22 protein-coding genes are annotated in these 26,048 nt (G+C 71.7%); 15 read left to right on the plus strand and 7 right to left on the minus strand.

The features are described from left to right. Positions 1–71: 71 nt before the first annotated feature. Entirely contained in the window at positions 72–1,607 is a 1,536-nt protein-coding gene (locus AC069T_RS28835) for an AMP-binding protein (protein WP_478785532.1), read from the plus strand. A gap of 225 nt (positions 1,608–1,832) precedes the next feature. Here the strand turns inward: AC069T_RS28835 and AC069T_RS28840 are convergent, their stop codons facing one another. Continuing rightward, positions 1,833–5,114 (minus strand): NACHT domain-containing protein, encoded by a 3,282-nt coding sequence (locus AC069T_RS28840; RefSeq protein WP_478785533.1) that lies wholly within the window; start codon positions 5,112–5,114, stop codon positions 1,833–1,835. A 213-nt stretch (positions 5,115–5,327) separates the two neighbouring features. Next, complete coding sequence (locus tag AC069T_RS28845; RefSeq protein ID WP_478785534.1) at positions 5,328–5,507, minus strand: hypothetical protein; 180 nt, start codon at positions 5,505–5,507, stop codon at positions 5,328–5,330. A gap of 18 nt (positions 5,508–5,525) precedes the next feature. Between AC069T_RS28845 and AC069T_RS28850 the strand changes: the two genes are divergently transcribed. Next, the gene (locus AC069T_RS28850) at positions 5,526–5,903 is read left to right on the plus strand and encodes an MBL fold metallo-hydrolase (RefSeq protein WP_478785535.1); all 378 of its coding nucleotides are present in this window, start codon (positions 5,526–5,528) and stop codon (positions 5,901–5,903) included. A gap of 263 nt (positions 5,904–6,166) precedes the next feature. Then, entirely contained in the window at positions 6,167–7,108 is a 942-nt protein-coding gene (locus tag AC069T_RS28855) for a Rieske (2Fe-2S) protein (protein ID WP_478785536.1), read from the plus strand. 91 nt (positions 7,109–7,199) lie between these two features. Here the strand turns inward: AC069T_RS28855 and AC069T_RS28860 are convergent, their stop codons facing one another. Further along, positions 7,200–7,493, minus strand: coding sequence for a hypothetical protein (locus AC069T_RS28860; protein ID WP_478785537.1), 294 nt, complete (start codon positions 7,491–7,493; stop codon positions 7,200–7,202). A gap of 765 nt (positions 7,494–8,258) precedes the next feature. On the opposite strand from AC069T_RS28860, the gene AC069T_RS28865 reads away from it, so the two are divergent. Continuing rightward, the gene (locus AC069T_RS28865) at positions 8,259–9,563 is read left to right on the plus strand and encodes a phytase (protein WP_478785538.1); all 1,305 of its coding nucleotides are present in this window, start codon (positions 8,259–8,261) and stop codon (positions 9,561–9,563) included. Between the two features lie 18 nt (positions 9,564–9,581). Here AC069T_RS28865 and AC069T_RS28870 read toward each other — a convergent pair whose 3' ends face one another. Beyond that, positions 9,582–10,397 (minus strand): ABC transporter ATP-binding protein, encoded by an 816-nt coding sequence (locus AC069T_RS28870; protein ID WP_478785539.1) that lies wholly within the window; start codon positions 10,395–10,397, stop codon positions 9,582–9,584. Positions 10,398–10,705: 308 nt separating this feature from the next. Here AC069T_RS28870 and AC069T_RS28875 point away from each other — a divergent pair, with 308 nt between their 5' ends. From AC069T_RS28875 to AC069T_RS28920, 10 genes are all read left to right on the plus strand, one after another. After that, positions 10,706–11,581 carry an alpha/beta fold hydrolase gene (locus AC069T_RS28875; protein WP_478785540.1) on the plus strand — a complete coding sequence of 292 codons (876 nt, stop codon included), beginning with the start codon at positions 10,706–10,708 and terminating at the stop codon, positions 11,579–11,581. A 60-nt stretch (positions 11,582–11,641) separates the two neighbouring features. Continuing rightward, a complete protein-coding gene (locus tag AC069T_RS28880) occupies positions 11,642–13,876 on the plus strand; it encodes an MMPL family transporter (RefSeq protein ID WP_478785541.1) in 2,235 nt (744 codons plus the stop codon). A gap of 176 nt (positions 13,877–14,052) precedes the next feature. Continuing rightward, the gene (locus AC069T_RS28885; protein ID WP_478785542.1) at positions 14,053–15,264 is read left to right on the plus strand and encodes a cysteine desulfurase-like protein; all 1,212 of its coding nucleotides are present in this window, start codon (positions 14,053–14,055) and stop codon (positions 15,262–15,264) included. 127 nt (positions 15,265–15,391) lie between these two features. After that, positions 15,392–16,261, plus strand: a complete 870-nt coding sequence (locus tag AC069T_RS28890) for a YihY/virulence factor BrkB family protein (protein ID WP_476750403.1) — start codon at positions 15,392–15,394, stop codon at positions 16,259–16,261. Between the two features lie 55 nt (positions 16,262–16,316). Then, entirely contained in the window at positions 16,317–16,844 is a 528-nt protein-coding gene (locus AC069T_RS28895) for a GNAT family N-acetyltransferase (RefSeq protein WP_478785543.1), read from the plus strand. A gap of 67 nt (positions 16,845–16,911) precedes the next feature. Further along, positions 16,912–18,414 (plus strand): ABC transporter substrate-binding protein, encoded by a 1,503-nt coding sequence (locus AC069T_RS28900; RefSeq protein ID WP_478785544.1) that lies wholly within the window; start codon positions 16,912–16,914, stop codon positions 18,412–18,414. Positions 18,415–18,417: 3 nt separating this feature from the next. Next, positions 18,418–20,238: an ABC transporter permease subunit gene (locus AC069T_RS28905; protein ID WP_478785545.1), complete on the plus strand. Its 1,821-nt coding sequence runs from the start codon at positions 18,418–18,420 to the stop codon at positions 20,236–20,238. A gap of 108 nt (positions 20,239–20,346) precedes the next feature. Further along, positions 20,347–20,517: a hypothetical protein gene (locus AC069T_RS28910; protein WP_183117244.1), complete on the plus strand. Its 171-nt coding sequence runs from the start codon at positions 20,347–20,349 to the stop codon at positions 20,515–20,517. Between the two features lie 311 nt (positions 20,518–20,828). Beyond that, positions 20,829–21,194 (plus strand): PRC-barrel domain containing protein, encoded by a 366-nt coding sequence (locus tag AC069T_RS28915; RefSeq protein WP_478785546.1) that lies wholly within the window; start codon positions 20,829–20,831, stop codon positions 21,192–21,194. A gap of 170 nt (positions 21,195–21,364) precedes the next feature. Then, positions 21,365–21,736: an STAS domain-containing protein gene (locus AC069T_RS28920; RefSeq protein WP_478785547.1), complete on the plus strand. Its 372-nt coding sequence runs from the start codon at positions 21,365–21,367 to the stop codon at positions 21,734–21,736. Positions 21,737–21,871: 135 nt separating this feature from the next. Here AC069T_RS28920 and AC069T_RS28925 read toward each other — a convergent pair whose 3' ends face one another. Continuing rightward, the gene (locus tag AC069T_RS28925) at positions 21,872–22,423 is read right to left on the minus strand and encodes a DUF6328 family protein (protein WP_478785548.1); all 552 of its coding nucleotides are present in this window, start codon (positions 22,421–22,423) and stop codon (positions 21,872–21,874) included. Positions 22,424–22,764: 341 nt separating this feature from the next. Here AC069T_RS28925 and AC069T_RS28930 point away from each other — a divergent pair, with 341 nt between their 5' ends. Next, positions 22,765–23,187: an ATP-binding protein gene (locus AC069T_RS28930; RefSeq protein ID WP_478785549.1), complete on the plus strand. Its 423-nt coding sequence runs from the start codon at positions 22,765–22,767 to the stop codon at positions 23,185–23,187. A 262-nt stretch (positions 23,188–23,449) separates the two neighbouring features. On the opposite strand, the gene AC069T_RS28935 is transcribed toward AC069T_RS28930, so the two are convergent. Together AC069T_RS28935 and AC069T_RS28940 are read right to left on the minus strand one after the other, a co-directional pair. After that, the gene (locus AC069T_RS28935) at positions 23,450–24,268 is read right to left on the minus strand and encodes a hypothetical protein (RefSeq protein WP_478785550.1); all 819 of its coding nucleotides are present in this window, start codon (positions 24,266–24,268) and stop codon (positions 23,450–23,452) included. A 668-nt stretch (positions 24,269–24,936) separates the two neighbouring features. Further along, entirely contained in the window at positions 24,937–25,746 is an 810-nt protein-coding gene (locus tag AC069T_RS28940; protein WP_478785551.1) for an SDR family oxidoreductase, read from the minus strand. Positions 25,747–26,048 lie beyond the last annotated feature (302 nt).

A 26,048-nucleotide genomic window follows, 5' to 3' on the forward strand; every position in this document is an offset into this window, starting at 1 on the left:
TGCGGGGTTGTCGGAACGCGCGCGCCATGGCCGGATAGAAGCCGTACACCGTCCGAGCTACGGGAGCCAAGATGATCGTCCCCTTCGGGGCCCGGGATTTCCTGGACCGCGCCACCACCGTGTACGCCGACCGGATCGGCATCGTCGACGAACCCGACCAGCCCGCCGAGCCGTGGGAGGGGCTCACGTACGGACGGGTCGGCGAGCTGGCGCGTGCCCAGGCCGCCGGGCTCGACGCGCTCGGGGTGCCGCACGGCGCACGGGTGGCCGTGGTCTCGCCCAACAGCGCGCGGCTGCTCACCTCGTTCTTCGGGGTCAGCGGCCACGGCCGGGTCCTGGTGCCGGTCAACTTCCGCCTGACGGCGGAGGAGGTGGGCTACATCGTCGACCACTGCGGCGCGAGCGTGCTCCTCGTCGACCCCGAACTGACGGACCGCCTCGCCGGTGTGGACTGCAAGCACCGGTTCACGCTCGGATCCGCCGCGGACACCGAGCTGTACCGGTTCGGGACGGAGCCGCGGCCCTGGCAGGCGGACGAGAACGCCACCGCCACCGTCAACTACACCAGCGGTACGACGGCCCGTCCCAAGGGCGTGCAGATCACGCACCGCAACATCTGGGTCAACGCCGTCACCTTCGCACTGCACGCGGGTGTCACCGACCGGGACGTCTATCTGCACACGCTGCCGATGTTCCACGCCAACGGATGGGGCATGCCGTTCGCGATGTCGGCCCTGGGCGTGCGGCAGGTCGTGCTGCGCAAGGTCGACGGGGCCGAGATCCTGCGCCGGGTCGCCGAGCACGGGGTGACGGTGATGTGCGCGGCGCCCGCCGTCGTCAACGCCGTGCTCGCCGCGGCGCGTGCATGGGACGGCGAGATCCCCGGCCGGGACCGGGTGCGGATCATCGTCGCCGGGGCGCCACCGCCCACGAAGACCGTGGCACGCGTCGAGGCCGAACTGGGCTGGGAGTTCATCCAGATCTACGGTCTCACCGAGACCTCGCCGCTCCTCACGGTCAACCGTACCCGCGCCGAATGGGACGCGTTCGACCCCCAGGCGCGCGCGGAGAAGCTGGTGCGGGCCGGCGCTCCCGCGCTGGGCGTCACCCTGCGCACGGACGACGAGGGCGAGATCCTCGCCCGCTCGAACGTGGTCCTGGAGGGCTACTGGGACCAGCCCGAGGAGAGCGCGCGAGCCCTGGCAGGCGGCTGGTTCCACACCGGGGACGGCGGATCCGTCGGCGAGGACGGATACCTGACGATCAGCGACCGCAAGAAGGACGTGATCATCACCGGCGGTGAGAACGTGTCCTCGATCGAGGTGGAGGACGTCCTCTTCGGGCATCCCGCGGTCGCCGAGGCCGCCGTCATCGGAGTGCCGCACGAGAAGTGGGGTGAGACGGTCAAGGCACTGGTCGTCCTCGCCCCCGGCGCGCAGGTCACGGAGGAGGAGCTGATCGCCCACTGCAAGGAGCGCCTCGCCGGGTACAAGGCGCCCACCTCGGTGGAGTTCCGCGGCCAACTGGCCCGCACGGCCACGGGGAAGCTGCAGAAGTACAAGCTGCGCGAGCCGTACTGGAAGGGGCACGAGCGAGGCGTGAACTGACGCTTCACGCCGGGCCGTTGCCGTCGCCGTCGTCCGCTGGGCCCGGCGGGCCGGGTACGACGCTGTGACGGTGGGAACAGTGACCTTCTCTCAGCGAAGTGGTGTGAACCGCCCCTGCGGAGTCACAAGGGCGCCAGCTCCACCCTGCCGGTGAAGCGGCCACCCTCTTGAGCTTCTGCGAAATCTGCTCCAGTCCCGCTTCGGGAAGGTTCTTCAGCCCGCGACTCACCAGCCGTCCACCGACCTGCGCGCGCGGGCGAGGACGTCCTCGGGGACGGCACTCAGGTCGTCATCGGACATGACGGACAGGAGCCGCGCGGTTTCCGGGCCGAGCTCGCGTGCGAAGTGCTCGTCGGTGGACCACAGGGTGAACAGCCGGGCCGGATGCGCGCGTGCGAGCGCCTCGGTGCAGGCGCGAGTCCCCCGGCGCAGCGCCTCGTCGGAGGTGTGCGTGCGCAGGGCGGTCACACCGGCCGTCACCCCTCGTGCGAGCCCTTCGGTGTCGAGTTTTTCGAGGTCCGGCGCTTCGAGCACCGTGGCCACCACAGCGGCCGGGAGCCGGGCGGCATCGGACGCCAACTGGCCGAGCACGAGCCGCGCGACCTGCCGGCGGGAGTCCTCGTCCAGCGCGCACCACGGTTCGAGGAAGGCGGCACAGTGGACGTAGAGCGCGGCGAGTTCGTGTTCCGGGGTGTCCAGCCCGCCCGCGAGCCACAGGGCGGTGAGGCCGCCTGCGACCGAGGTGGCCGTGCCCTCCTCGGAGCCGACGAAGGTGGTGACGGCCAACCCCAGCCGGCGGAACAGCGGGTCGACGGCGTGCAGGACGACGCCGTCGTTGGTACCGGCCGACACTGCCATCTTGTGCCGGATCGCGTCCGGGTAGGGGCGCGCCCAGCTGATCGACCGGTTGCGGTGTTCGCTGCCCGGCGGTCGTCCGTAGAGCCAGTAGGCGTCCACCGGCTCGGGGGAGTCGAGCAGGTCGTGCGCCGGCCGTACGTCGAGGTCGCGCCGGTTCCCGGCCCAGATGCGGCGCAGGCTGAGGGCCTGCGCGAACTCGGTCCACTCCGGTTCCGTGAAGGCCGCCCGCCACAGAAGCACCCGCCGGTGCCAGACGCCCGCGGGATCGTCGGCACCCGGGAAGAGTTCGCTCGCCCTGCGCCCGCCGGTCACCAGAAGGGTCAGCACCAGCAGGTTCGCCTCGTAGACGCCGTGACGGGACGACGTGGCCCGCAGAGCCGGGCGGTAGTCGGCGAAGCGGTGCTCGGTCCGGGTGCGCTGGGCGGCCATGACGGTGACCAGGAGGCCGCCGAGCCGCTCCCGCCCCTCCTGGGGGATCCGCCTGATCCGCGCGCCGACGAACCGCAGCATCTGACGTGCCGAGAGGGGAGCGTAGGAGAGAAGGACGTACATCAGGTCGTCGTCGACGGCCGACCGGCCCAGAGTCAGTGCCGGGCGCTGGCTCAGCAGCCCTTCCAGCAGCTGCACCGCGAGCCGGGCGGCGAGGTACTCGCCGAAGGTGGCGTGCAGGAACTCGTACGTCGCCAGCCGCCGGTCGTCGCGGACGGCCTGCGCTCGCTGGACGAAGAAGAACCGGCCCAGCGCGATCTCGCCCTGGTCCAGCGGAGCGCGGAAGCCGTCGCGGGCGGGTTCGGGGCGTCCCAGGAGTGCTGCCAGATCCTGCTCAGCCTCCGTCGCGGTGATCCACTGACGCCGCCGGTTGAGCATGCCGAACGAGATCAGCGACAGGCGCTGCAGCTCCTGCTCGGCGCGTCCGCTCAGTTCTCCCTCCTGCCAGGCGGTGGCCGCCTTGCCGACCTCGCGGACCGCGAAGGAGACCAGCAACTCCTCGTACAGCTGCGCTTCTTCGAGGGGATCGTCGTCCCGGACCCGTTGCAGGGCGTTGTCCGCGGCGTCGTACAGGGCGAGCATCAGCAGGAGCAGCGGCTGGGAGGCGAGGACCTGGTGGCGGACGGCCACCTCCGCGGGCAGGGCCCGCAGGCCGCGCTCAGCGAGATAGGGCGAGTTGAGGTCGTTCCAGAGGTCGAGCCAACGTCCGATCTGGCGTCGCCGGAAGGGCTCAAGGCGCAGCGCCACCGCGCCGTCGGGGTAGCGCGCCCGATCCGCGACCGCCGTCCGGCTGGTCACCAGGGCGAACACCGGCCGGCCCTGGTCCGCCTCGCGCTCCTGGAAGCGGGCCACCCGCACCAGGAAGTCGGACTGGCTGACACCGGTGGTCTGCAGCAGTTCGTCGAAGCCGTCGAAGAGCAGCACCGGAACGGCACCGTCGGCGGCGCGCACCAGCTCCGGCCACGAGACACGCTCTCCGGTCGCGGCGCGGACCGCGGCCTCGATCTGGTCCTGGACCTCCACGTCGCCTGGCACATCCCGGAGCACGATCCGCACCGGCAGGAAGCCGGCGGCAGGCAGCCGGGCGGCGAGGATCTTCGTCAGGACGGACTTGCCCGCGCCCGGCTGGCCGAGGACGACCACCGGGGCGGTCGTGGCGGCGAGGGAGGTGAGGACACCGGCGAGGTACTCGGTGAGGTCGGACCGTACCGCCTGGGCTTCCCACCAGTCCTCCTCCGCCGGACCGTGGGTGCCCGCCAGCACGGCCCGGACCCTGAAGTCGGGGTCGACGTAGCCCTCGCCGAGGGTGGGCAGGACGATGCCCGCGGGGGCCTGCCCGTCGGAGAGGATCGGCCGGTCCAGTGAGGCCCGGTAGCCGCGTACGAGCGCTTCGGCGGCATGGGTGAGCGGGCTCGGGAAGCTCAGTCCCACCAGGGCCGTCTCGATACCGGCGAGAGCCTGGCGCAGGGAGAGACGGGTAGCCTGGTGCTCCACCTGACCGGACCAGAAGCCGAACTCCGGTACCTCCTGAGCGAGTTGCGCGTACAGCTCCTCATACCGCACGACGGCCGGCTCATGCAGCCGGCCCACCTCGCTCTGGAGCGCCGCGCGCCGCGTGTCGTCGAGCAGGTCCCACACGGCTAACCCTTGGACGAACCGCAGCAATTGCCCCGCCCGGCCGGCGTACCAGGTGCGGAGGTCGGCGACGACGAGCTCGTGCGGCTGGTGCGGTGCGGGCTGCGGTGTTCCGGAGTCCAGCAGCGACGCCATGAGGTCGCGGCCGCCGGTGCCGTCACCGGCGATCGCGAGCTGCTCCTGCCGGGTCAGCTCCAACTCGGACAAGGAGAAGGGAAGTTCGAGCTCCGCGATTGCCTCGAAGAATGCGGTGGTCACCAGCACGGCGTGTCCGGCGGCCAGCCGTTGCGTGCGTGTGGCGCGGTTCCCCGTTCCGCGGCTGTCCCTGAGCCCCGCGATGAGGTCACGTCCGGCCCGCAGTACGCGGCCCTGTACGTCCAGGACGGTGAGGACCGTGTCGCTGAGCCCGCCCGTGGCCGCGGAGAGGACACCGCCGAGTGCGCGGTCGGCCGCGACCAGGGCGTCGCCGTCGCCGGTGAGAATGGCCACCGCGTCCCGGTAGCTGAGCAGTTGGCGTCCGCGCACTCGTCCCCCCGGGCTTGCCTCGGCACGTTTCAGGTCCGGTCTACCATGCGCCCCGCCCCCGATGGTCGTGCTTCGCACTGGGGGCACCCCGTCACGCCGACTGCCGACCCCTGGGCGGCGACTGTCCGGTGGGCCGACGCGGGTGATGCTCCCGCCGGCCGGTGATCACGGCCGGACGGTGATCACGGCCGGTCGGCGGGGCGCGCCGGTGGTTCAGCCGGCGCTTTCCTCGGCGGCGATCCGTGCCTGCGTCTCGTCGCTGTCGGTGCCGGCGGCACGCCTGCCGTAGCCGCGGTGGACGCAGTGCAGCTCGTTGTCGTAGACGGCCGCCCCGCGGGCCGGCAGCTCCCAGCGCCGGTCGTACTCACTCTCACCGCCGTTCCCGCCCGTCACGCGAGGGGCGGCGCCCGCGTGCTGCTGCCGCCGGTGATGGGCAGCGTTCTTGAGCACAGGGAGCCGAACGGCGCTCTCGCGACCCGTCTGTACCTCACCGGCGACACCCTGCTGATCGACGACCTGCGCGAGCTGCCGCGGCGCTTTCCCGACCTCGACGTGGCCGTCGTGCACCTGGGCGGAACGACGCTGCCCGGCGGCCTGGTCGTCACCATGGACGGACAGGAAGGCGCCGAACTGGTCGAACTGCTCCAGCCTCGTTGTGTGGTGCCGGTGCACTATGACGACTACGGGGTCTTCAAGTCACCGCTGTCGGACTTTCTGGATCACGTGGAACGCCGTGGGCTGGCCCGTCTGGTGCGGGTGGTGCATCGGGGCGCCACCTGTGCCCTGTAGGTCCGGCCGCTCACCGTCAGCGGTTCAGCAGCATGAGAAGGATGACGGTCGCCACCGCACTGATGAGCAGGGAGCCCAGGCAGCCGACGCGGTTGCTGAAGAAGAACATGTCTCCCGGGTACCCCTTGCGCGCCTGAAGATCACATCTTCATCATGGGAAGTGAGTGTGGTGCTGCGCTCGCGTGCCTGCGATTGCGGCAGAAGCCGCGCAGGGCGTGTTGGCGTCTCGTTTGCCGTCATCACAGGTGGAGACCCGCTTGCGTATGAGTACAACGCATAGCCGCCCCGTGATGCGGCAGAACCGGGCCCTGTGGCTGCTGGACCGCCTGGAGCGGGACCCGCGGGCCGACGGGGTGATCGACGCCCTCCGCAGACGTGTGCGGTCCCTGCCGCTGGGGCCCGGCCGTGATGCGCTGCACGGCCGCTGGCTGGGACACCCGGTCCATCCGCTGATGGTGCAGGTACCGATCGGCAGCTGGCTGTCCGCGGCGGTACTGGACCTGCGCCCGGGATCCTCCCGTGGAGCGGATTTGCTGGTCGGTGTCGGAGTGGCCGCAGCCGTGCCCGCGGCGCTGGCCGGTGCCGTCGACTGGGCGGAGCTGCACCCCCAGCAGCAGCGCGTCGGCCTGGTGCACGCCGCTTCCAACGCGGTGGGCGTCGCCCTGTACGCGGCCTCGCTCGCATGCCGGATCAAGGGGCGTCCCGCAGCGGGCCGAACGTACGGTTTCCTGGGTCTCACGGCCGTCGGACTGGGCGGCATGCTGGGCGGGCACATGGCGTACCGGCAGGCCTCGGGCGCCAACCATGCCGAGGAGGTCCCACACGTCGTTTCGGCCGGCTGGCACCGCATCGGGACCGTCGAGGAGTTCCCGGCCGGTGAACCCGTACGGCGCAGCGTGGACGACGTCCCGATCCTGGTGGTGCGCGAAACCGGCGGGACGATTCATGCGCTGGCCGAGCGGTGCAGTCACCTGGCGGGACCGCTGTCCGAGGGCACCGTGGCGGACGGATGCGTGGAGTGTCCCTGGCACGGCAGCGTCTTCCGGCTCTCCGACGGCTGGAACGTGCGCGGCCCTGCCACCGCGCCTCAGCCCGCCTTCGACACCCGGATCGTCGAGGGTCACGTCGAGATCCGCTTGCGCCTGTGGGACCAGGAGGAGCCCCCTGACGACGATCGGACGGACGTCCCTGGGCACGACGGCTGACAGCTGTCGTAACGACGCCTGCTCGAGCTGCCCGACGTGCGGGATGCAATAACCCCACACGCCCTGTCAGCGCTCATGGGGTGAATCCGCTTCACGAGAGGACGGCAGAGACGGTTTGGAACAAGGCATACGGGACGGGAATGAGGAGTGAGGCCACGAGCCAGGGCCGCAGTGGCTTGCGGCGATGAGACGGGATGAGGACGTCAACTACGACGGCCGCCAGCAGGACCAGCACGCTGGTGACAGCCAGTGCGAGCCCGGCCAGTCCCGTCCGGTCGCAGTCGGCTCCGCAGACTTCGATGAGTGCGCTGGGCTGCCCATCGGCGAAGCCGTCCTTGAACATGTGGTGGTTCAGCAGCCACCAGGCGCTGTGCAACGGCACCATGGCCAGGATGCCCAGAAGAACATTGGCCCCGACTGGGGCTCGAGCCGACTGGACGGTCATCCGAGGTGCTCGAGCATCGGTGCGTAGGACTTCTCGAAAACGCGGGACAGACCCATGCGCTTCTTCCTTTCCTTCTCCGCATCAGCAGTCGTGCCCTGGTGTCGAATCAGAATGCTATCGGTGTCTGCATCCGAGGTGTTGAGGCCAGGTTGGGGCACGTTGGGTGGTCCAGGGCCTCGATGAGGATCCCCGCGCGCACCAGCGCGGAAAAACCGTCGGCACTGGCCCCGGGCATCGCTCCGCTCGCTGCGGTGCCGGGCCCGCGGACCCACAGGCCCACAGACAGTCAGGGCCGACGTCGGCCAGGGCCGGGCCAGCTGTCGTCCGTCCGAGGAGATGACGAACCGGCAGGACAGCTGCGCCTCGTCGAGTTCCTCTGCCGACTGTTGCTGGGCCAGGCGTCCGCTGTTGTAGTGGCGCAGGCGCAGGCGCAGGCGTAGGCGCAGCTCCCACAGCTTCTGTGGGGACAACTGGGCCAGCTCGGCGTCGAGTTGGCCGGGGACGATGCGGCGGCGAGCGCGCGGCCCGGTCGGCGGGCGGTTCGGTGCCGCGCAGCCCCTCCCGGCCCACCGCCCCGCGGCGGTACCTTCACGTTCTGTACATGCCCACTTCGCGCGCGTGACGTCCGGGGGCCGTTGCACGCTTCCAAGATCGCGAAGTCGAGTGTCCTCGACTGTCCTGCTCTTGACGAAAGGGAGTTGTCGCGTGACCAGGTCCCGGCCCATCCGTCCGGTCTTCCTCGCCCTGTCCACCGTGTTCGTCGCCTTCGGCGCGACCCTGCCCGCGCAGGCGGACGGCGACGGCGGAACACTGCCCGCGATCACGCCCACGACGGAGACACCCGCCCTGTACGACGACGCGGCCGGGGGAGACGCCAACGCGGACGACCCCGCCATCTGGCGCAACAACGCCCAGCCGGGCCGCAGTCTGGTGATCGCCACCGCCAAGCAGGGCGGCCTGCGCGTCTACGACCTGGACGCCCGCCCCGTGCAGTCCGTCCCGGCGCCGCCGGCGCAGTCGCCCGACGACGCCCCCGGACGCTTCAACAACGTCGATCTCGTCAGCGGCCTGAAACTCTCCTCCGGGCGCGCCGATCTCGCCGTCACCAGCGACCGCGGACACGACCGGCTCCGCTTCTACCGCATCGACCGCGACGCCCCCGGCGGCCCCCTCCAGGACGTCACCGCCCCCGACGCGCCGCCGGTCTTCTCCGCGGACCAGGCCGAGGTCAACGACCAGCGCACGGCGTACGGCCTGGCCACCTGGACCGACCGGAGGACCGGGCGCTCCTACGCACTCGTCAGCCGCCGCGAGCGCACCTCCGTCGCCCTGCTGGAGCTCACCCCGAAGTCCGGTGGCACGGTCGGCTACCGCAAGGTGCGCACCCTCGACCTGCCGTCGTCCTTCCGGCTGCCCGACGGCACCTCCTGGTCGCCCTGCGGGGAGCCCGGCGAACTGCCCCAGGTCGAGGGTATGGTCGTCGACCCGGCCGACGGCGTGCTGTACGCGGGGCAGGAGGACGTCGGCATCTGGCGCGTGCCCGCCGACCTCACGGGCACCCCGGTCCTCGTCGAGAAGGTCCGTGAGTACGGCGTACCCGGCACGTACGACGAAGCCACCGAGGAGTGCACCGCGGGCGCCGACCCCGGCTTCGGCGGCACGCGGCTGACCGCGGACGTCGAGGGCCTGACGCTCCTGACCGAGTCCGACGGCGACGGCTACCTCCTCGCGTCGAGCCAGGGCGACAACACCTTCGCCGCCTACGACCGCGAAGTCGAGGACGACAACGAGTACGAGGGCGGCTTCCGGGTCACCGCCGCCACGAGGGAGCTGGACGGCTCCGAGCAGTGCGACGGCGCCGCCGTGCTGAACGCGTCCCTCGGCTCGAAGTACCCGAACGGGCTGCTGGTCGTCCAGGACGGCGAGGAGACCCCCGCCGTCGGCGAACGCGAGGCAACCGGCTTCAAGTTCGTCGACCTGAAGAAGGTCGAGGACAGTCTCGACGACTGAGTCCCCGAACAGCACCCGTCAGGCCGCCCGGCCGGAGCGCGCAGTCCAGCGCCCGCCGTGGCGGACGACCTCGATCGGGCGGCCGAAGCAGGCCGTCAGCCGGGCCCCGGTCAGCACGTCCGCGACCGGGCCCGACGCCTGGATCCGTCCCTCGCGGAGCAGCAGGGCGTGTCCGATCGCGGGGGACAGCTCCTCCAGATGGTGCGTGACGGTGATCGTCGCCAGCCCGGGCCGGCCGTCGGCGAGCCGGCGCATCGAGTCGATGAGGTCCTCCCGGGAGGGCAGGTCCAGCGCGTTGAACGGCTCGTCGAGGAGCAGCAGTGCGGGGTCCGCCATGAGGGCGCGGGCGATGAGGATCCGCGCCCGCTGTCCGCCGGAGCACACGCCGTACGGCCGCTCGGTGAGCTCCTTGACGTCCAGTTCGGCCATCAGCGCGTGCGCACGGTCCCGCACCTCGGCGCCGTAGGTCCGCCACAGCGGCTGCACGGTGCCGCTGTGCCCGGTGAGCACCACGGTGAGCCCGGGTGCGTCCCGCGGCACGCGCTGCGCCGAGGACACCAGGCCGATGTGCGCACGCAGTTCCCGTACGTCGACCCGGCCGAGCCGGTGCCCCAGCACCTCGACCGTGCCGGCGGTGGGATGCATCAGCGCGCCGATCAGCCGCAGCAGGGTGGTCTTGCCGGCCCCGTTGGCACCGAGCAGCGCCCAGTGCTCACCGGAACGCACCCGCCAGTCGACACCGTCGAGAATGACCTGATCCGTGGTGAGGCGGCGCACGCTCACCCCGTCGAGGGCGGCGACGATCCGCCCGTTGTCCGTGGTGTGCACGCTCACTCCCGGTCCTCCCCGTGCCGCGCGGGTCGCCGGCCGCCCAGCCGACGAGCGGCAGTCCCCAGGGGGTCGGATCCCCCGCGCGCGGCAGGGTAGCTGTGCGCTGCACACACCAGTCGGGGCGTCCGCTCCTCGGACGGTGGTGCCGGCCGCGGGAGGGCGAAGGCCGTCCGCCGGAGAGCGAGGGCGCCGTCCGCGGGAGGGCGAAGGCACGGCGGGCGCGCCGCGCCACCCGTCGTTACGATGGGAGTGATCTTCGCGCGCCTTCCCGGCCCGCCGCACAGGGGGCCCACCCGAGGCAGGAGGCCGTCGTGCACACGGTCGCGGTGAAGTCCGTACAGCTGGCGGGAGGGCCGCTGCTGCCGTACGCCGAGGCGGGCCGTCCCGACGGCATCCCCGTGGTCTTCGTGCACGGCATCGGGGACTCCTGGTGGACGTTCGAGCCCCTGCTCAGACAGCTTCCCGCGGCGCTGCACGCCTTCGCCCCCACCCAGCGGGGACACGGCGACGCCGAACGGCCCGCGGACGGCTACCGCCCGGAGGACTTCGCCCGCGACCTGGTGCGGTTCCTCGACGCCGCCGGGATCGAACGCGCCGTCCTCGCCGGAGCGTCCAGCGGCGGGGTGCCCGCCCGGATGGTCGCGGGCAGCCACCCGGACCGCGTCGCGGGGCTGGTGCTGATGGGCGTACCGGCCGTGCTCGACGACAAACCCCGCCTGGCGGCGCTGTGGGAGAGCGTCCGGGAACTGCGGGACCCGGTGCCGCGTTCCTTCGTCGAGGACCTGCTCGACGGCATGGTGAACCGGCCCGTGGGGCGCGGATTCATGGCGACGATGACCGAGGAGAGCCTCAAACCGCCCGCGTACGTGTGGCGCGAGACGCTGCGCGGCCTGCTGGAGACGGACCTCGCGGCGACCCTGCGGGGAATCCTCGTCCCGACCCTGCTGCTCTGGGGCGACCGGGACGGCTTCCTGTCCCGTGCCGACCAGCAGCTCATCCTGGACACGATCCCCGGCTCGACCCTGGTCGTCCACGAAGGCTCCGGCCATCTCCTGTACTGGGAGCAGCCCGAGCGCGTCCTCCAGGACATCGCCGGATTCGCCGCGCAGGTCGTGCCGCGCGGCCCCGGCGGTGATGCCTCTCGGGGCGGCGGGAGGCGGGGGAGCGGCGGCGCGGGCTCCGGATGACGTCGTGATCAGCGCGACGTTCAATGAGTGGGTCGGAGGCGTCGTACGGAGGAGCAGCCCATGCCGGCCACCCGATCCACCCCAGGAGGCGGACGAGTACGGGCCGGGAGGCTGCGCCGGCTGGGGGAGTGGTGCGCCCGGCACTTCGCGGTCGTCATCGCGGCCTGGCTGGTCGCCGTCGTCGCCCTCCAGGTGCTCGACCGCTCGTTCGGCGGGGACTACTCGGACAATTTCTCGCTCTCCGGCGTCCAGTCGCAGGAAGGCCTGGACGTCCTCGAGAAGCACGACCCGGCCGCCGGCGGCTACAGCAGCCAGATCGTCCTGCACGACACGAAGACACCGCTGACCTCGCTCGGACCGCAGATGAACCAGACCGTCACCGATCTGGGGAAGCTGCCGCACGTGCTGTCGGCGCAGAGCCCGCTGCCGCCGCCCGGGACCCCGCCGCCGTCCTCCCAGCAGAATGTGGGACCGCTGTCCGGCGACGCGAAGACCGGCTACATCACCGTCCGCTTCGACGTCCAGCCGTCCACGCTCGGCGACGCGTACCTCGCCGGCGTCGACAGCTCCGTGCAGCCGTTGCGGGCCGCCGGCGTCGACGTCGACTACGGCGGCCCGCTCGGCGAACTGGCCCGGCCGGCGGCGGACGACCGAGTCAGCGAGCTGATCGGTTTCGCGGTGGCGATCGTCGTACTGCTGGTCGGCTTCGGCAGTGTCCTCGCGGCGGGCATTCCGCTGCTGACCGCCCTGATCAGCGTCGTGGGCGGCCTGGCCTGCCTCGGACTGCTGGCCGCCGCGTTCACCTTCGCCACGGTGTCACCGACGCTGGCCACGATGATCGGGCTGGGCGTCGGCATCGACTACGCGCTGTTCCTCATCACCCGGCACCGGCAGCACCTCATCGACGGTGCCGACCCGGTCACGGCGGCGGGCCGGGCCACCGCCACCAGCGGCCGGGCCGTGCTGGTGTCCGGCTGTACCGTGATCATCGCGCTCGCCGGACTGTCCGTCTCCGGCGTCGGTTTCATCGCCAGACTCGGGGTCGCCGCGGCCGTGACGGTCGTCTCGGCGGTCGTCGGCGCGCTCACTCTCGTCCCCGCGCTGCTGGGACTCCTCGGCCGCCGCATCGACCGCTACCGGGTGCGCCGCCCCGTCGCGGAGACCGACGCGGTCGCGGGCGAACCGGTCCAGGGCACCTGGCACCGCTACGCGCAGCGCGTCCAGCGGCGTCCCTGGTGGTTCCTGGCCGGCGGAGTCCTCGTGGTGCTGGTGCTCGCGATTCCGCTGCTGTCCATCCAGCTCGGCCACATCGGCGACGGCGCGGATCCGAAGTCGTTCACCGACCGCCGGGCCTACGACACCATGGCGCAGGCCTTCGGCCCCGGTTCGAACGGCCCGCTCACCGTCGTCATCGACCAGGGCGCCGTGCCCGCCGGCCAGCGCTCCGCACTGGCCTCGCAGGCGCAGAAGTCACTCGCCGGCGTACCGGGCGCGGCCACGGTCACGCCGCTGACCGCCACCAAGGACGGAGACGTCCTGGTGGGCACCGTCTTCTCCGCGGAGGCCCCGCAGAGCCCGGTGACCACCGACCTGACGAACCGCCTGGTCGACGAGACCCTGCCGCAGGCCGTGTCCGGCACCGGTGCCAAGGGCTACGTCACCGGGACCACGGCCGCTCAGGTCGACTTCCGTGACATCGTCGCCGGCCGCCTCCCGCTGATCATCGCGGTGGTGGTCGCGCTCGCCTTCCTCGTCATCCTGATCGTCTTCCGCGGACTGCTGGTCGCGCTCAAGGCGGCGGTGCTCAACGTGCTGTCCATCGCCGCCTCGTACGGCGTCGTCGTCGCCGTCTTCCAATGGGGCTGGGGCGGACCCGCCCTGGGCGTGTCGGGCAAGGTGCCGATCGAGAGCTACGTGCCGATGATGATGTTCGCCATCATCTTCGGACTGAGCATGGACTACGAGATCTTCCTGCTGTCGCGCGTCCGCGAGGCGTGGCTGCGCACCGGGGACGCGGGTGCGAGCGTGGCGCACGCCCTGGAGATCACCGCCCGCGTCATCACCTGTGCCGCCCTGATCATGGTGAGTGTGTTCGCCGCGTTCATCGTGAGCGACAACATCGTGGTGAAGATGCTCGGTCTGGGGCTCGCCGTGAGCGTGCTGATCGACGCGACCGTCGTACGGCTGCTTCTCGTACCCGCCGTGATGACACTTCTGGGCAGTCGCGCCTGGTGGACGCCGCGGTGGCTGGACCGCGTGCTGCCGCACGTCGACCCGGAGGGCGAGCCCGGCTGAACCGGGGGCACCGCCCGTTCGCTCGCGGTCGGCCCTGGTCCCGGCTCGCTCCGACGCCCTGCGATGATCGACGGCAGCACTTGTCCGCAGCCGTTCGCAACGTCGGACGGGCCGCGTCCCGACCGCCCGGCGACGGGTGGCGCCCGGACGCGGCCGCGTCCCGTGAGGAGCCCCAGGTGACGTACGACGTCGACGCAGTGCGCGCGCAATTTCCCGCACTGCGGGCCGGAACCGCGCACTTCGACGGGCCGGGCGGCACACAGACGCCTACCCCGGTGATCACCGCCATCGCGGACGCCCTCGGCAACCCCCTGTCGATCCGCGGGACCACGGTGCCGGGTGAGGTGAACGCCGAGACGGCCGTGCGGGAGTTCCGGCAGGCCATGGCGGATCTGCTGGGCGCCGAGCCCGGCGGGGTCGTCTTCGGACGCAGCGCCACCCAGTTGACGTACGACTTCGCGCGCACGCTCGCCGCGACCTGGCAGCCGGGCGACGAGGTCGTGGTCAGCCGCCTGGACCACGACGCCAACATCCGCCCGTGGGTCCAGGCCGCGGAGCGCACCGGTGTCCTGGTGCGGTGGGCGGACTTCGACCCCGCCACCGGGGAGCTGCCCGTGTCCGCCGTCGGTGACCTGCTCTCGGAGCGGACCCGGCTCGTGGCGGTCACCGCCGCCTCCAACCTGATCGGCACCCGTCCGGCCGTCGCGGAGATGGCCCGCCTGGTCCACCGGACCGGTGCGCTCCTCTACCTCGACGGAGTCCACTACGCCGCGCACGACTTCGTGGACGTCACGGAACTGGGCGCCGACTTCGTCGTCTGCTCGCCCTACAAGTTCTTCGGCCCCCACCACGGAGTGCTCGCCGCCCGCCCCGAACTGCTTCAGACGCTGCGTCCGGACAAGCTGCTGCCGTCCACGGACGCGGTTCCGGAGCGTTTCGAACTCGGCACGCTGCCCTACGAGATCCTCGCCGGCACCCGGGCCGCCGTCGACTTCCTCGCCGGACTCGCTCCCGGGACCGGCGAGACGGGCGGCCGGCGGGAGCGCCTGCGGGCCGCGTTCGCCGCCGTCGGCCGCCACGAGGGCGCGCTGCGCGAGCGTCTGGAAGGGGCGCTCGCCGGGCTGGAGGGCGTCACCGTCCACTCCAGGGCGGCCGACCGCACGCCCACTCTGCTCGTCACCTTCGACGGCCGGCCCGCGGCGGACGCGTACCGCTTCCTCGCCGGGCTGGGCGTGCACGCGCCCGCCGGGTCCTTCTACGCGCTGGAGGCCTCGCGGCACCTGGGTCTGGGCGAGAGCGGCGGCTTGCGTCTCGGCCTCTCCCCGTACAACGACACGAGCGACGTCGACCGCCTCGCGGAGGGCCTTGCCGACTTCCTGAAGTCGTGAGTGTCCCGAGCGCCCACGCGCGGTAATCGGGGGTATGAGGGCCTGTCCGACGACTCCCGTCGCCAGGCAGCCGGGAATGGTCGGACAGGCCCTGGCCCCGCAGCGGTGTGCACCCACAGGAGGACGCGTGACCCTGCCCACGAGTGCGACAGATGTGCCGGGATGGACGCGGCTGAGAGCGGTGTGGCCGACGGCCGCGCGGCGGGTTCCCGCGGCGATGTGGAACGACAACGTGTCCGACTGGGCGGCGGCACTGACCTACTACGCCGTCCTCGCGCTCGTGCCCGCGCTGCTCGTGACCGTCTCGCTCATCGGTCTGGTCAGCCCGGACCTGACCGACCGGCTCATCGAGCACGTGACGACCTGGGCCCCCGCGGAGTCCGGTGCCCAACTGCACAGTGCCCTTCGGGACATGGCGGACGAGCGCTCCGCCGCCCTGACGGTGGCCGTGGCGGGCGGGGTCGCCTCGCTGTGGTCGGCCTCCAGCTATCTCGCCGTGTTCCGGCGCGCCCTGCACACGATGCACGGGATCCCCGACCAGCGTCCCCTCATGCGCCGGCTGCCCCGGATCGTACTGACCGCCCTGACCCTGCTCGCGCTGCTGGTCGCGAGCGCGTTCGCCCTGGTGCTGACCGGACCGCTCGCCGAGGGGATCGGCGAACGAAGCGGTACCGGCCGGACCGCCGCGGCCACCTGGTTTCTGCTGCGCTGGCCCGCACTGGTGTGTCTGGTGGCGCTGCTGGTCGTCGTGCTCTTCCGCAGCGGGCCGCCCGTGGCACGGCAGCGGCGGCACGCCCTGCCCGGGGGAGTCGTGGCCGCGGTGCTGTGGCTGATCGCCTCGGCGTGTTTCTCCCTCTACGCCTCCGGCATCGGAAGCTACGGACGGCTCTACGGTTCGCTGGCCGGCGTCGTCGTCTTCCTCATCTGGCTGTGGGTGTCCCACCTCGCCCTGCTGGCCGGGGCGCAGTTCGCGGTCGAGGTCAGCCGCATGCCGTAGGCGGCCCCGTCTCGTGGCACCGGGCCGCCCCCCGCTTAATGCATATGATGTGCAAGTGCGTGACTACTGCATCAGAACGGCGACCCCCGGCGACCTCGGCGACGCGCGCGGCGTGATGCTCGACACCGTCCACCACGACTTCGGCACCGGGTACGTGCCCCGCTGGCACGGCGACATCATCGACCTCCAGGGCGCCTACGTCGCTCCCGCCCGGCACGCCCTGCTGGTCGCCGTCGACCGGCGGGACGGCGCGGTCGTCGCCACCGCGGCGCTCGACGCGCGGGGGCCGGCCCATCCGCCCAACCCCCGTTGGCTCGCGGAGCGCTACCCCTCGGGAGAGACGGCGCAGCTGCGCAGGGTGTACGTACGCCCCGGGCACCGGAGGCGGGGACTGGCCCGGCGGCTGGTCGGTGAACTGCTCGGCTTCGCCGCCCGGGACGGCGGCTACCGGTCCGTGTACCTGCACACCGATCCGTCCGTGCCGGGCGCCGAGCAGTTCTGGCGTTCGCTCGGCAAGGTCGTGTGCGACGAGCGCGAACAGCCGGGCGGCCAGAGCGTCCTGCATGTCGAGATTCCGGCGTAAGTGAAAACGATTGTCATGTAGCCTGTCGTGGTGATCTCCCTTCCGCCCCCTGCGAAGAACGAGGAACATGCGCTCCGTCTCCCGCCGACGACTCGTCACCACTCTGCTGCTCGCCCCCTTTCTCTCCGGCTGCTTCGCCTCCGACGGCGGTTCGTCGGCGGACTCGCCGCACGGCTCCTCGGCAGGCAACCGGCTGCGCGTCGCCCTCGCCTTCCCGCCCACCCAGAACCTCTCGCCGTACGGAGCCGACGCGACGCTGCTCAGCCGGCTCGGCGTGACGGAGGGACTGACGACACTGGACGCGGGCGGCGCGGCGGCGCCGGCGCTCGCCGAGTCCTGGAGACGGACGGGCGAGCGGAGTTGGGAGTTCACCCTGCGCGAGGCGACGTTCCAGGACGGCAGTGACGTCACCGCTTCCGCCGTCGCCGCCGCGCTCACCAGGGCCACCCGCGCCACGCCCGAACCCGCCGCTCTCACGGGTGTCGACCTCACGGCGGCAGCGCGGGGCGACCGGCGGGTGACAGTGGTCACCGCCGCCCCCGACTCCGTACTCCCCTTGCGGCTGTCGAGCCCCTCCCTGGCGGTGTTCTCGGCCAGGGCCTACCGCGAGCGGGGCACCGTCGACCCGGCCGGGACCGCGACGGGCCCCTTCGAACTCAAGGGCGTCACCGGCACCACGGCCGCGACCCTCGACCGCTTCGACGACCACTGGGGCGGCCGGGCCCGGGCATCGGGCGTCGACGCCAGGTTCATACCCGACGGAACGGCCCGGACGAACGCCCTGCGCACCGGAGTCGTGGACATCGCCGAGGCGCTTCCGGTCTCGCAGGTCGCCGCGCTGGACAAGGGGAACCGCCGCGAGACGGCCACCACGCGCACCACGAGCCTGTCGCTCAACACCCGGTCCGGCCCGTTCAGGGATCTGGGGGCGCGGGCCGCGGCACGGCAGGCGATCGACGCGTCCGTGCTCGCCGACGACGTGTACGAGGGGTACGCGGACCCCGGCGCCGGCATCTTCGGACCCGCCCTGACCTGGGCGGCGGACCAGCGCGTCAAGCCGACCGGGCGGACCGCGGCGGCACGTGCCGCGGGGAGGATCACCCTGGCCACGTACGACAACCGGCCCGAACTGCCGGAAGTGGCACAGGTGTTGAAGCAGCAGCTGGAGAAAGCCGGTTTCCGGGTGCGGCTCCGGGTGCGCGAGTACTCGCGTCTCGAGAGCGACGTACTGGCCGGGAGGTTCGACGCCTTCGTCTCCGCCCGCAACACCATGCTCGACACCGGCGACCCCGTCTCGATCCTCGCCACCGACTACACCTGCGACGGCGACTACAACCTCGCGCTGCTCTGCGACAAGAAGGTGGACCGCGCCGTCGCGCGGGCCGAGGACACCGCCGACACCGCGAAGCGGCGGAGCGCGGCCATGGCCGCCGAGGCGGCGGTCCTCGGCACCGACGCGGTCGTGCCGCTGGTGCACCAGAGGATCATCACCGGTGTGGCGGACCCGGTGCGCGGCGTGCTCCTCGACCCATACGAGCGCAACCTCGTCGGCACGGGAACACGGCGCTGACCGATGAAGAGGTTCGTGCGGGGTGACGCTCCCGTACTGCTCTGGCGCGTCACCCTCGTCGCCGCCCTGCTGTGCGGGATCGGCCTGCTGCCCCGGCTCTCCCGCACCGACCCCGCCCTCACCGTCATCAGGGCACGGTCCGCCGAACGCACCCCCACGGCCGAGGTGCTGGCCGCCGTACGGGAGGAACTCGGCCTGGACGCGGGGCACTTGCACTTGCTGGGGGAGTGGCTCCAAGGTCTGCCGCACGGTGACGCCGGCCGCTCCTGGATCTCCGGCAGCGAGGTGGCACCGTCCGTCGTACAGGCTCTCGGCGTGTCCCTGCTGCTGATGGCGGGCGCTGTCACGGCCGCCGTCCTCACGGCGACGGCGGTCTGCGCCCCCACCCTGCGGCGCGGCGCAGGACGCCGGCCCACCGGCCGTCGCGCAAGGGGCGGCGCGACCGCCGTGGCTGCCGCACTGCCCGAATTCCTGATCGCCTCGGTGCTTGCCACCGTGGTCGGCGTCCAGCTCGGCTGGCTGCCCGCCCTCGGCTGGTACGGGCCGCAGTGCATGGTGCTGCCCGCACTCGCTCTCGGCCTGCCCGCCGGTGCGCTGCTGGGCCGACTGCTCGACGACATGCTGCCCGGCGCCTTCGCCGAACCGTGGGCCCTGGCGGCCGCCGCCCGGGGCATACCGGGCCGCCGCATCGCCCGGCAGGCGCTGCGCCGCAGCATTCCAGGGCTGCTGCCGAACGCGGGACTGTTCGTGGTCGGACTGACCGGAGGCTCGGTGGCCGTGGAGCAGATCTTCGACATCCCCGGGCTCGGCCGCAGCACGCTCCAGGCCGCGCTTGCCCAGGACCTTCCCGTCCTCCAGGCCGGCACCCTCGCCCTCGTCCTGCTCGCTGCGGCCGCCGGTGTGCTCGTCCGGACGGCCGTCCGTCTCCTGACCGGCCCCGCGCTACGGGACGGCGCACTGCCGGCCCTGCCCGGCGCCGGCCGTTCCGCCCCACGTCGACTCCCCCTGCTGTACGCAGCCGCACTCCTCGCCGTCATCGCACTCGGCACGCCCCGCGACCCACTCGCCCTGAACACCGCTCACCGCCTCCAGCCCCCCTCCTGGGCGCACCCGTTCGGCACCGACGCACTGGGCCGCGACCTCCTGGCGCGCGTCGCGCACGGTGCCGTCGCCACCCTCGCCCTCGCCCTGCTCATCAGCGCCGCAGCCCTGCTGACCGGAGTGCTGCTCGGGCTGCTGCCCCGGCTGTCCGGGCCGCTCGTCGACACCGTGAACGCCGTCCCGCCCGTCCTCGCCGGACTCCTGGTCGCCGGTGCGGCGGGCGGCGGGCGCGCGGCACCCGCACTCGCGGTGGCCGCCGTCGCCTGGGCTCCGCTCGCGGCGCACACCACCGCCCTGATACGGCAGGAGCGGGCCACCCTTCACCTGCTGGCGACCCGGAGCCTCGGCGCGGGACCGCTCTTCCTGCTGCGGCACGAACTGCTGCCCGCCGTCCTGCCGCCCGTCATCCGCCACGCGCTGCTGCGCCTGCCCGGCGTCGCTCTCGCCCTGGCCGCACTGGGCTTCCTGGGCCTCGGGGCCCAACCCCCCGCTCCCGAATGGGGCCTGCTGCTCGCCGAGAACCAGCCGTACGCCGAGCGTGCCCCCTGGGCGGTCCTCGCCCCCGCCGCCGCCCTCGCCCTGCTCGGGGCGCTGGCGGTGACCGCGGCCGACGGGGTGCGGTGGCCGCGGCTGAGACGGCGCGGGCCACGGCCGGCGTGGCCCAACCCTGCCCTCGTGTCCGTCGCGCCGCCTCCCCACGGCCGTTCGGGCCCGCATCCGTAGGGGCGTTTCAGGGAAATGCGCGAGGCCGTCCGCACGCTCTCTCATTGGGCCGTGTCGGCCGTCGACTTGGGGGCATGCGGACTTCACCACATCGACAAAGGAGATCTCATGCTCGGCATCGTGGCAGCGGTCCTGTTCTTCATCGCATTTCTGATCAACGCGGCTGACATCTCGACGAACGACGTGTTCACCTCGACCAACTTCATGCTCATCGGACTCGCGCTGCTCGCCCTGCACGTCGCGGGGATCGGCAGCGGCTGGTCGAGCCGCAGACGCTGATGTGGCGAGGCGGCGGAGCGCGGCGGTGACGCCGTGCTCCGCCGTTTTGCTGTGCGCGAGGTCCGACAGCCGTTCATCGGGGGCTCCCGGGACCGAAGTTCGCGCATGCGTTGGCCAGTGACCGCACGCACGGTGGCCATTGACCCTGTCGTGGGACGAGTTGCCCGGTGTGACTTGCAGAGGCGAGGCCCGACAGGAGAAGGTTGCCGGAAGGAAACAGTCCTCGTTCCGCGTCTCGCCCGCCGGGCAATTCCGCACCGGAGAAGGCTCGTTGGCCGACCGCACCGAGGGTGCGGGCAGAGAGGAGCAGCGTGATCATCGACAGAATCTGGTCGTACCCGCCGCAGTGCGGTCACTCGGAGGGGTACGAACTCACGGGATACGTCGTCGAGGCGACCGACGGGACGATAGGGCACGTGGACCGGCAGGCAGACGACTCCGGGATGCGGCATCTGATCGTGGACACCGGTGTGTGGGTGTTCGGGAAGAGCGTCCTGGTGCCGGCCGGTATCGTCACCGGGATCGACACCCAGGCGCAGAAGATCACCGTGGCGTGCACCAGGGACGAGGTCAAGTCCGCCCCCCTGTTCAAGACCGACCGGGAGACCCTGGACCCCGGATACCTGGGCCGGGTGGGCAGCTACTACGAGAGCCTGCCGCCCAGGCAGCCGGCCTGACCGGCACCGGGCTTCGTCCGGGGCGACGCATCCGTGCACCCTCCAGGCCCGGAAGGAACACGGGCCGCCTGATGTCCCGGTGTCCGTCCGGAAGGAACACGGGCCAGCTGATGTCCCGGTGCCCGCCCGGAGAAGTGCCCGAGCGCCACAAGAACGGAAAGAGTGTGCCGATGTCCGACGAGTTGGAGGCCACCGTCACGCACGGTTCGGCCCAGGACTCTTTCGTCGTGCGGGTGGGCGGTGACATCGACTACGCGAGCGCGTCCAGGCTCGAGGAAGCCCTGGACCTCGCGCACCGAGTGGATGCCCCACGCGCGATCGTCGATCTCTCCGGCACGGATTTCGCCGACTCGTCGATCCTGCACGTTCTGCTCGCGGCACAGCGCGCCCACCGGGCCCGCGGCATGCTCATGGTCGTGGCGGGCCCCTTCAGCGAGACCGTCAGCAGGCTCTTCGACGTGACGGGGACCGCGGGCTTCTTCGTGCTGGCCGACACTCTGCAGGCGGCCATGGACCTTCCCCTCCCCAGGGACGAGCACTGAGCCCGCCCTCCCGCAACAGCCCCGGGACATCACCGTGGAGCGGTGTCCCGGGGGCTGGAGCTCAGCGGCCCGGGCCCGTCGGCAGCGGGCCGCGGAGCCACGCGCAGAGAACGCCGATGCGCCCCTGACGTCCCGTCACCGTGCGCTGCCCTCGGTCCTGTTGGAACGTCGCCTGAGTATCCAGGGCAGGAGGTACCAGCAGAACGCGAACCACAGCATGACGGCGCCCGCGAGGAATTCGGCGAGCAGGCTGGGCAGCACCACATGCAGAATGAGGAGCACGGTGCAGCTGATGGTGAGCGCCAGGAAGACGATGCCGCACATCATCAGGCGCCCTGCGGCGACGACGAGTTCGTCCTTCATCCGCTGGCCCGAGAGGAAGCGGTGGATCGAGACCGGTGCGATGAGGGCGCCGGTCGCGGCGGCGCCCAGGATCACGGTGACGACGTAGACCGTGCGGTCGAACGTGCCCAGCTCCTTGAACAGCGACGTGAAGGCGACGCTCAGCAGGAAGCCGAACAGGATCTGCACGCCGGTCTGCGCGACCCGCGTCTCCTGCAGGATCTCGTTCCACCGCCGGTTGACGCGCTCCTGCTCCGACTCCCCGGTGTCGGAGTCGTTCCCGTTCTGCCGGCTCTGCGCGGCTCGCTCGGCCGCCTCGTCCGCGGCCTGAGATCTCTGATCCATCAGACTCAAGGCAATGCTCCTCTCCCCTGGCCCCTGATCGGGCCTCCGACTCCTTGTACCCGCCAAACGCCCGGTCACGACCTGACCAGGCGACATGCCCGCGCGTACGGGGGGTGAGCCGGGCCGCCGTGGCCGGCGCCCTGCGGTTCGCCCCGGTCCGGGCCGTCACGTCGGGCCGGTCGCGGGCCGGTGGTTTATCCCCGGAGTCGTCACTCCCCGCCCGACCGCCCCGAGTGTTCCGCCGCGTATCGCGGGTAGACGCGCGGAGTCGGACCGAAGGTGACGGTCCGGGCAAGGGGACCGTGATGGTGGAAGCTGTAGCTGGCGAGGGTGACGCGGACATGGTTCTTCCGGGAGCGTTGCCGTGGGCCGGAGCCGTCTATGACGGCGCCTCCGAGTCGGTCGGGGAGGCCCGGCACTTCACCGCCGATTTCATGGAGCGGTTGCAGCGGGCGTACCGCCTCGTCGTGTCCACCAAGGTGCTCGGTGCGGTGCAGCTCGTCGTCAGCGAGCTGGTCACGAACGTCTGCAAGCACGCGCCGGGGCCCTGCGCCCTCGACCTGGTCCTGATCGACCGTTCCCTGGAGATCAGGGTGTGGGACAGCAGCTTCGACGTGCCGGTCGCCCAGGCTCCCGACCCCGGCCGGGTCGGGCGGCACGGCCTGGAGATCGTGACGGCGCTGTGCGGCGCGATAGACGTCCGGCGCGAACCGGTCGGAAAGCGGGTCAAGGTACGCATCGCCCTGGCAGGCGCGCCGGCGTAGCCGTGCGTACGGCATCGCGGACACGGGTGCGCCGGTGCGAGGACAACCACCGCCCGGGGTGACGGGCGGGAGTTCGGCCTCCCGACTCACGGGGAAGGCATCCTCACTGACGGCGTCCGGCTTTCCCCTGCTTCTCCGGCACTTCTGTCGCCCGTTACCCCGAGGGGCACCTGTGCCGGAACAGGGCCCCTCGACGAGCAATCCGTCCGCCTCCCGGCGGGCCGCTCCTTCGTCGAAGCGGCGGTGAGCCGCCGGCGGACACTCAGCCGGCAGCGGGCTCCTGCTGCGCGTCGTCCTTCTTGGTGGGCTCGGACGTGGTCGTGGCGGTGTAGAAGACGGACGAACCCTGCTTGCTGCGGTGGGCATGGCTCTTGGCGACAAGGCCTTCGAGGGTGGTGCGGACGACCGTGGTCTTGATGTTGCGGTCGGGGTGGGCCTGCGTGAGCGCGGAGGTGATCTCGGCGGCGGAGCGCGGCTCGTTCTGCTCCTCGAGGTGGCCACGGATCAGCTCGACGAGGGTCGGCTTCGCGGCACCCTTGTCGGTCTTCTCGGGAGCGGATGCCGCGCTCTGGGCGGCCGGCTTGGCGGCGGGCTTGGCGGCCGGCTTCGCGGCCGAGGAGGTCTTCGTGGCGGAGGCCGTCTTCTCGGCCGCGTCCGTCTTCTTGCCCGCGGTGGCCGCGGTGGCCGCGGTGGACTTGGTGGCCGTGGTCGCCTTGGTGGCGGGCTTCCTGGCCGTCGTCTTCCTGGCGCTCGCGGAGACGGCCTTCTTCGCCTTGCTCTGTTTCGGCGCGGACTTGCCCGGCTTCGCCTCGGCGGCCGTGGCCTGGTGAGGCACGGTCGGTGTCGCCTTGATGTCCAGCTGCGCGGTCGACTCGGCCGCCGCGATGTTTCCGGCACTCAGCGCCTGCTGCATCGTCACCAGCACGGTGTGGTCGTGCTGCAGCGCGCGCAGTTGCTCCTGCAGCGCCTCGATCTCGGTGCTGATGCGCTCCTGCTCCTTGGCGTTGCGCTCGAGGTCGCTCGTCACCTGGGCGACGTACTGCGAGGTCAGTTCGGTGGAGGGAGCTTGGGTGTCAGGCATGTCAGCGGCCTTTCTCGAATTCGCGGCCGCGGCGGTGAAAGGAAGTGCGCCTGGCTCGCGAAGGGACGGAGGATGTCTCCCGTTTGCGGTGACTGGATCGGCTGCAGTCGCAACTACTGCGGCTACTACCGGCCTAGAGATAGTACGCATGACTGGAACCGAATGTTCCTGTCGAGGGATGCCCAACTCGATTCGCGGTGCCCGCAAAGCCGGGTGGCGACGGCGGTACGTGAGGTCGCCGCCGGCGGAGTGGGCCGACTCGCCCCACCCTCCCATGTGCCGCTCTGACCTGCGAAGTCAGGCATTCTGCGGGGCAGTCGGTCATATTCCGTTCGCAAAGCGCGCGGTGGGACGAACATGGGGTCACTGACTGCCCGAGGTGAACAGAAGTACCCATGACGAAGCGGCATTCCCACACTCGGGGCGGGGACATGCGAAAAACGCACCTTCCCCCGGTCGGCGGCCGAAGTCACCGGGTGTGCCGACACCGCTGAAGTCGGCAGGGGGAAAGATGCGCCCATGCTTGCCGGCCGAGAAGACGACACCAAGTACCTTTTATAGCAAGGGAGTTGAAGGACAGGAGTGACGGCTCTCCCGGTGACGCGCAGTCGGAGACCTCAAGCGCCTGCGGGCTCATCCGGCCGCAGAGCGCGGCCGGCCGTCAGGCCTCAGGGACGCCGCCAGTCGTCGCTCTCGAGGTGCGAGCCGGCCTGTGGGCCCATGCGTACCATCCCGCCGTCCGCGACCCAGGACGCGCCGGTGACGTACGAGGCGTCGGGTCCGGCGAGGAAGGCGATCACCGCGGCCACCTCGCGCGCGTCTCCGGGGCGGCCGAGGGGGATGCCGGGGCGGCGCTCGGTGTGCACGTCGGTGTCCTCCTGCCCGGTCATGGGTGTGGCGATCTCCCCGGGCGCCACCGCGTTGACGGTGATGCCGTACTCACCGAGTTCCAGTGCCATCACCTGGGTGAGCAGCCCGAGGCCGCCCTTGGCCGCGCAGTAGGGAGCGGCGCCGACCCGGGGCTGGTGCTCGTGCACGGAGGTGACGTTGACGATACGGCCGCCGTCACCCTGCCCGATCATGAGGCGGGCCGCGCGCTGGCCGCACAGGAAGGGGCCCACCAGGTCGACGTCGAGGACACGGCGTACGTCCTGAAGCTTCAGGTCGAGGAACGGCGTGGCGGTGCCGGTGCCCGCGTTGTTCACCAGGACGTCGAGGCGGCCGAGCCGGGCGGCCAGCTCGTCGATCGTGTCGGCGGCCTCGGGCAGCCGGGTGAGGTCGAGCTGTGCCACTTCCGCGCGTCGGCCGTGGTCGCGCACCTCGGCGGCCGTCCGCTCGGCGCCTGCTTCGTCGCTGTGCCAGGTGATGCCGACGTCCATGCCCGCCTCGGCCAGTCGGACGGCGGTGGCCCGGCCGATACCCGAATCGGCGCCGGTGACGATCGCCGTCCTGGCGGGGGAAGGGGTGGGCGCACTCATTGCTGCCTCCTCGGGGCCGTGAACGACATGCTGCGGTGCCTGTTGCGAGCCGCCGCCGCCCCGGCCGTACACGCTGCTACGGAACGGGGTGTCGCAGTACCCGGGGGAGTGGTGGTGAAACGGGGCCCTTCGGGTGCCGGACGCTGCCGCCCCGGTACCGGCAACTGCTCGGCGCCGTGCGCGAGAAAGAGGTGGGGGGGGGGGGGGGGGGGCCCGGTCCCCCCCCCCCCCCCCCTGGGTGTTTTTTCCCCCACACACCCGGTTCCCCCCAGAAGGCCTGCGATCGACAAGGATCGAGAAAG

The organism is Streptomyces sp. NPDC043867 (genome assembly GCF_056435845.1).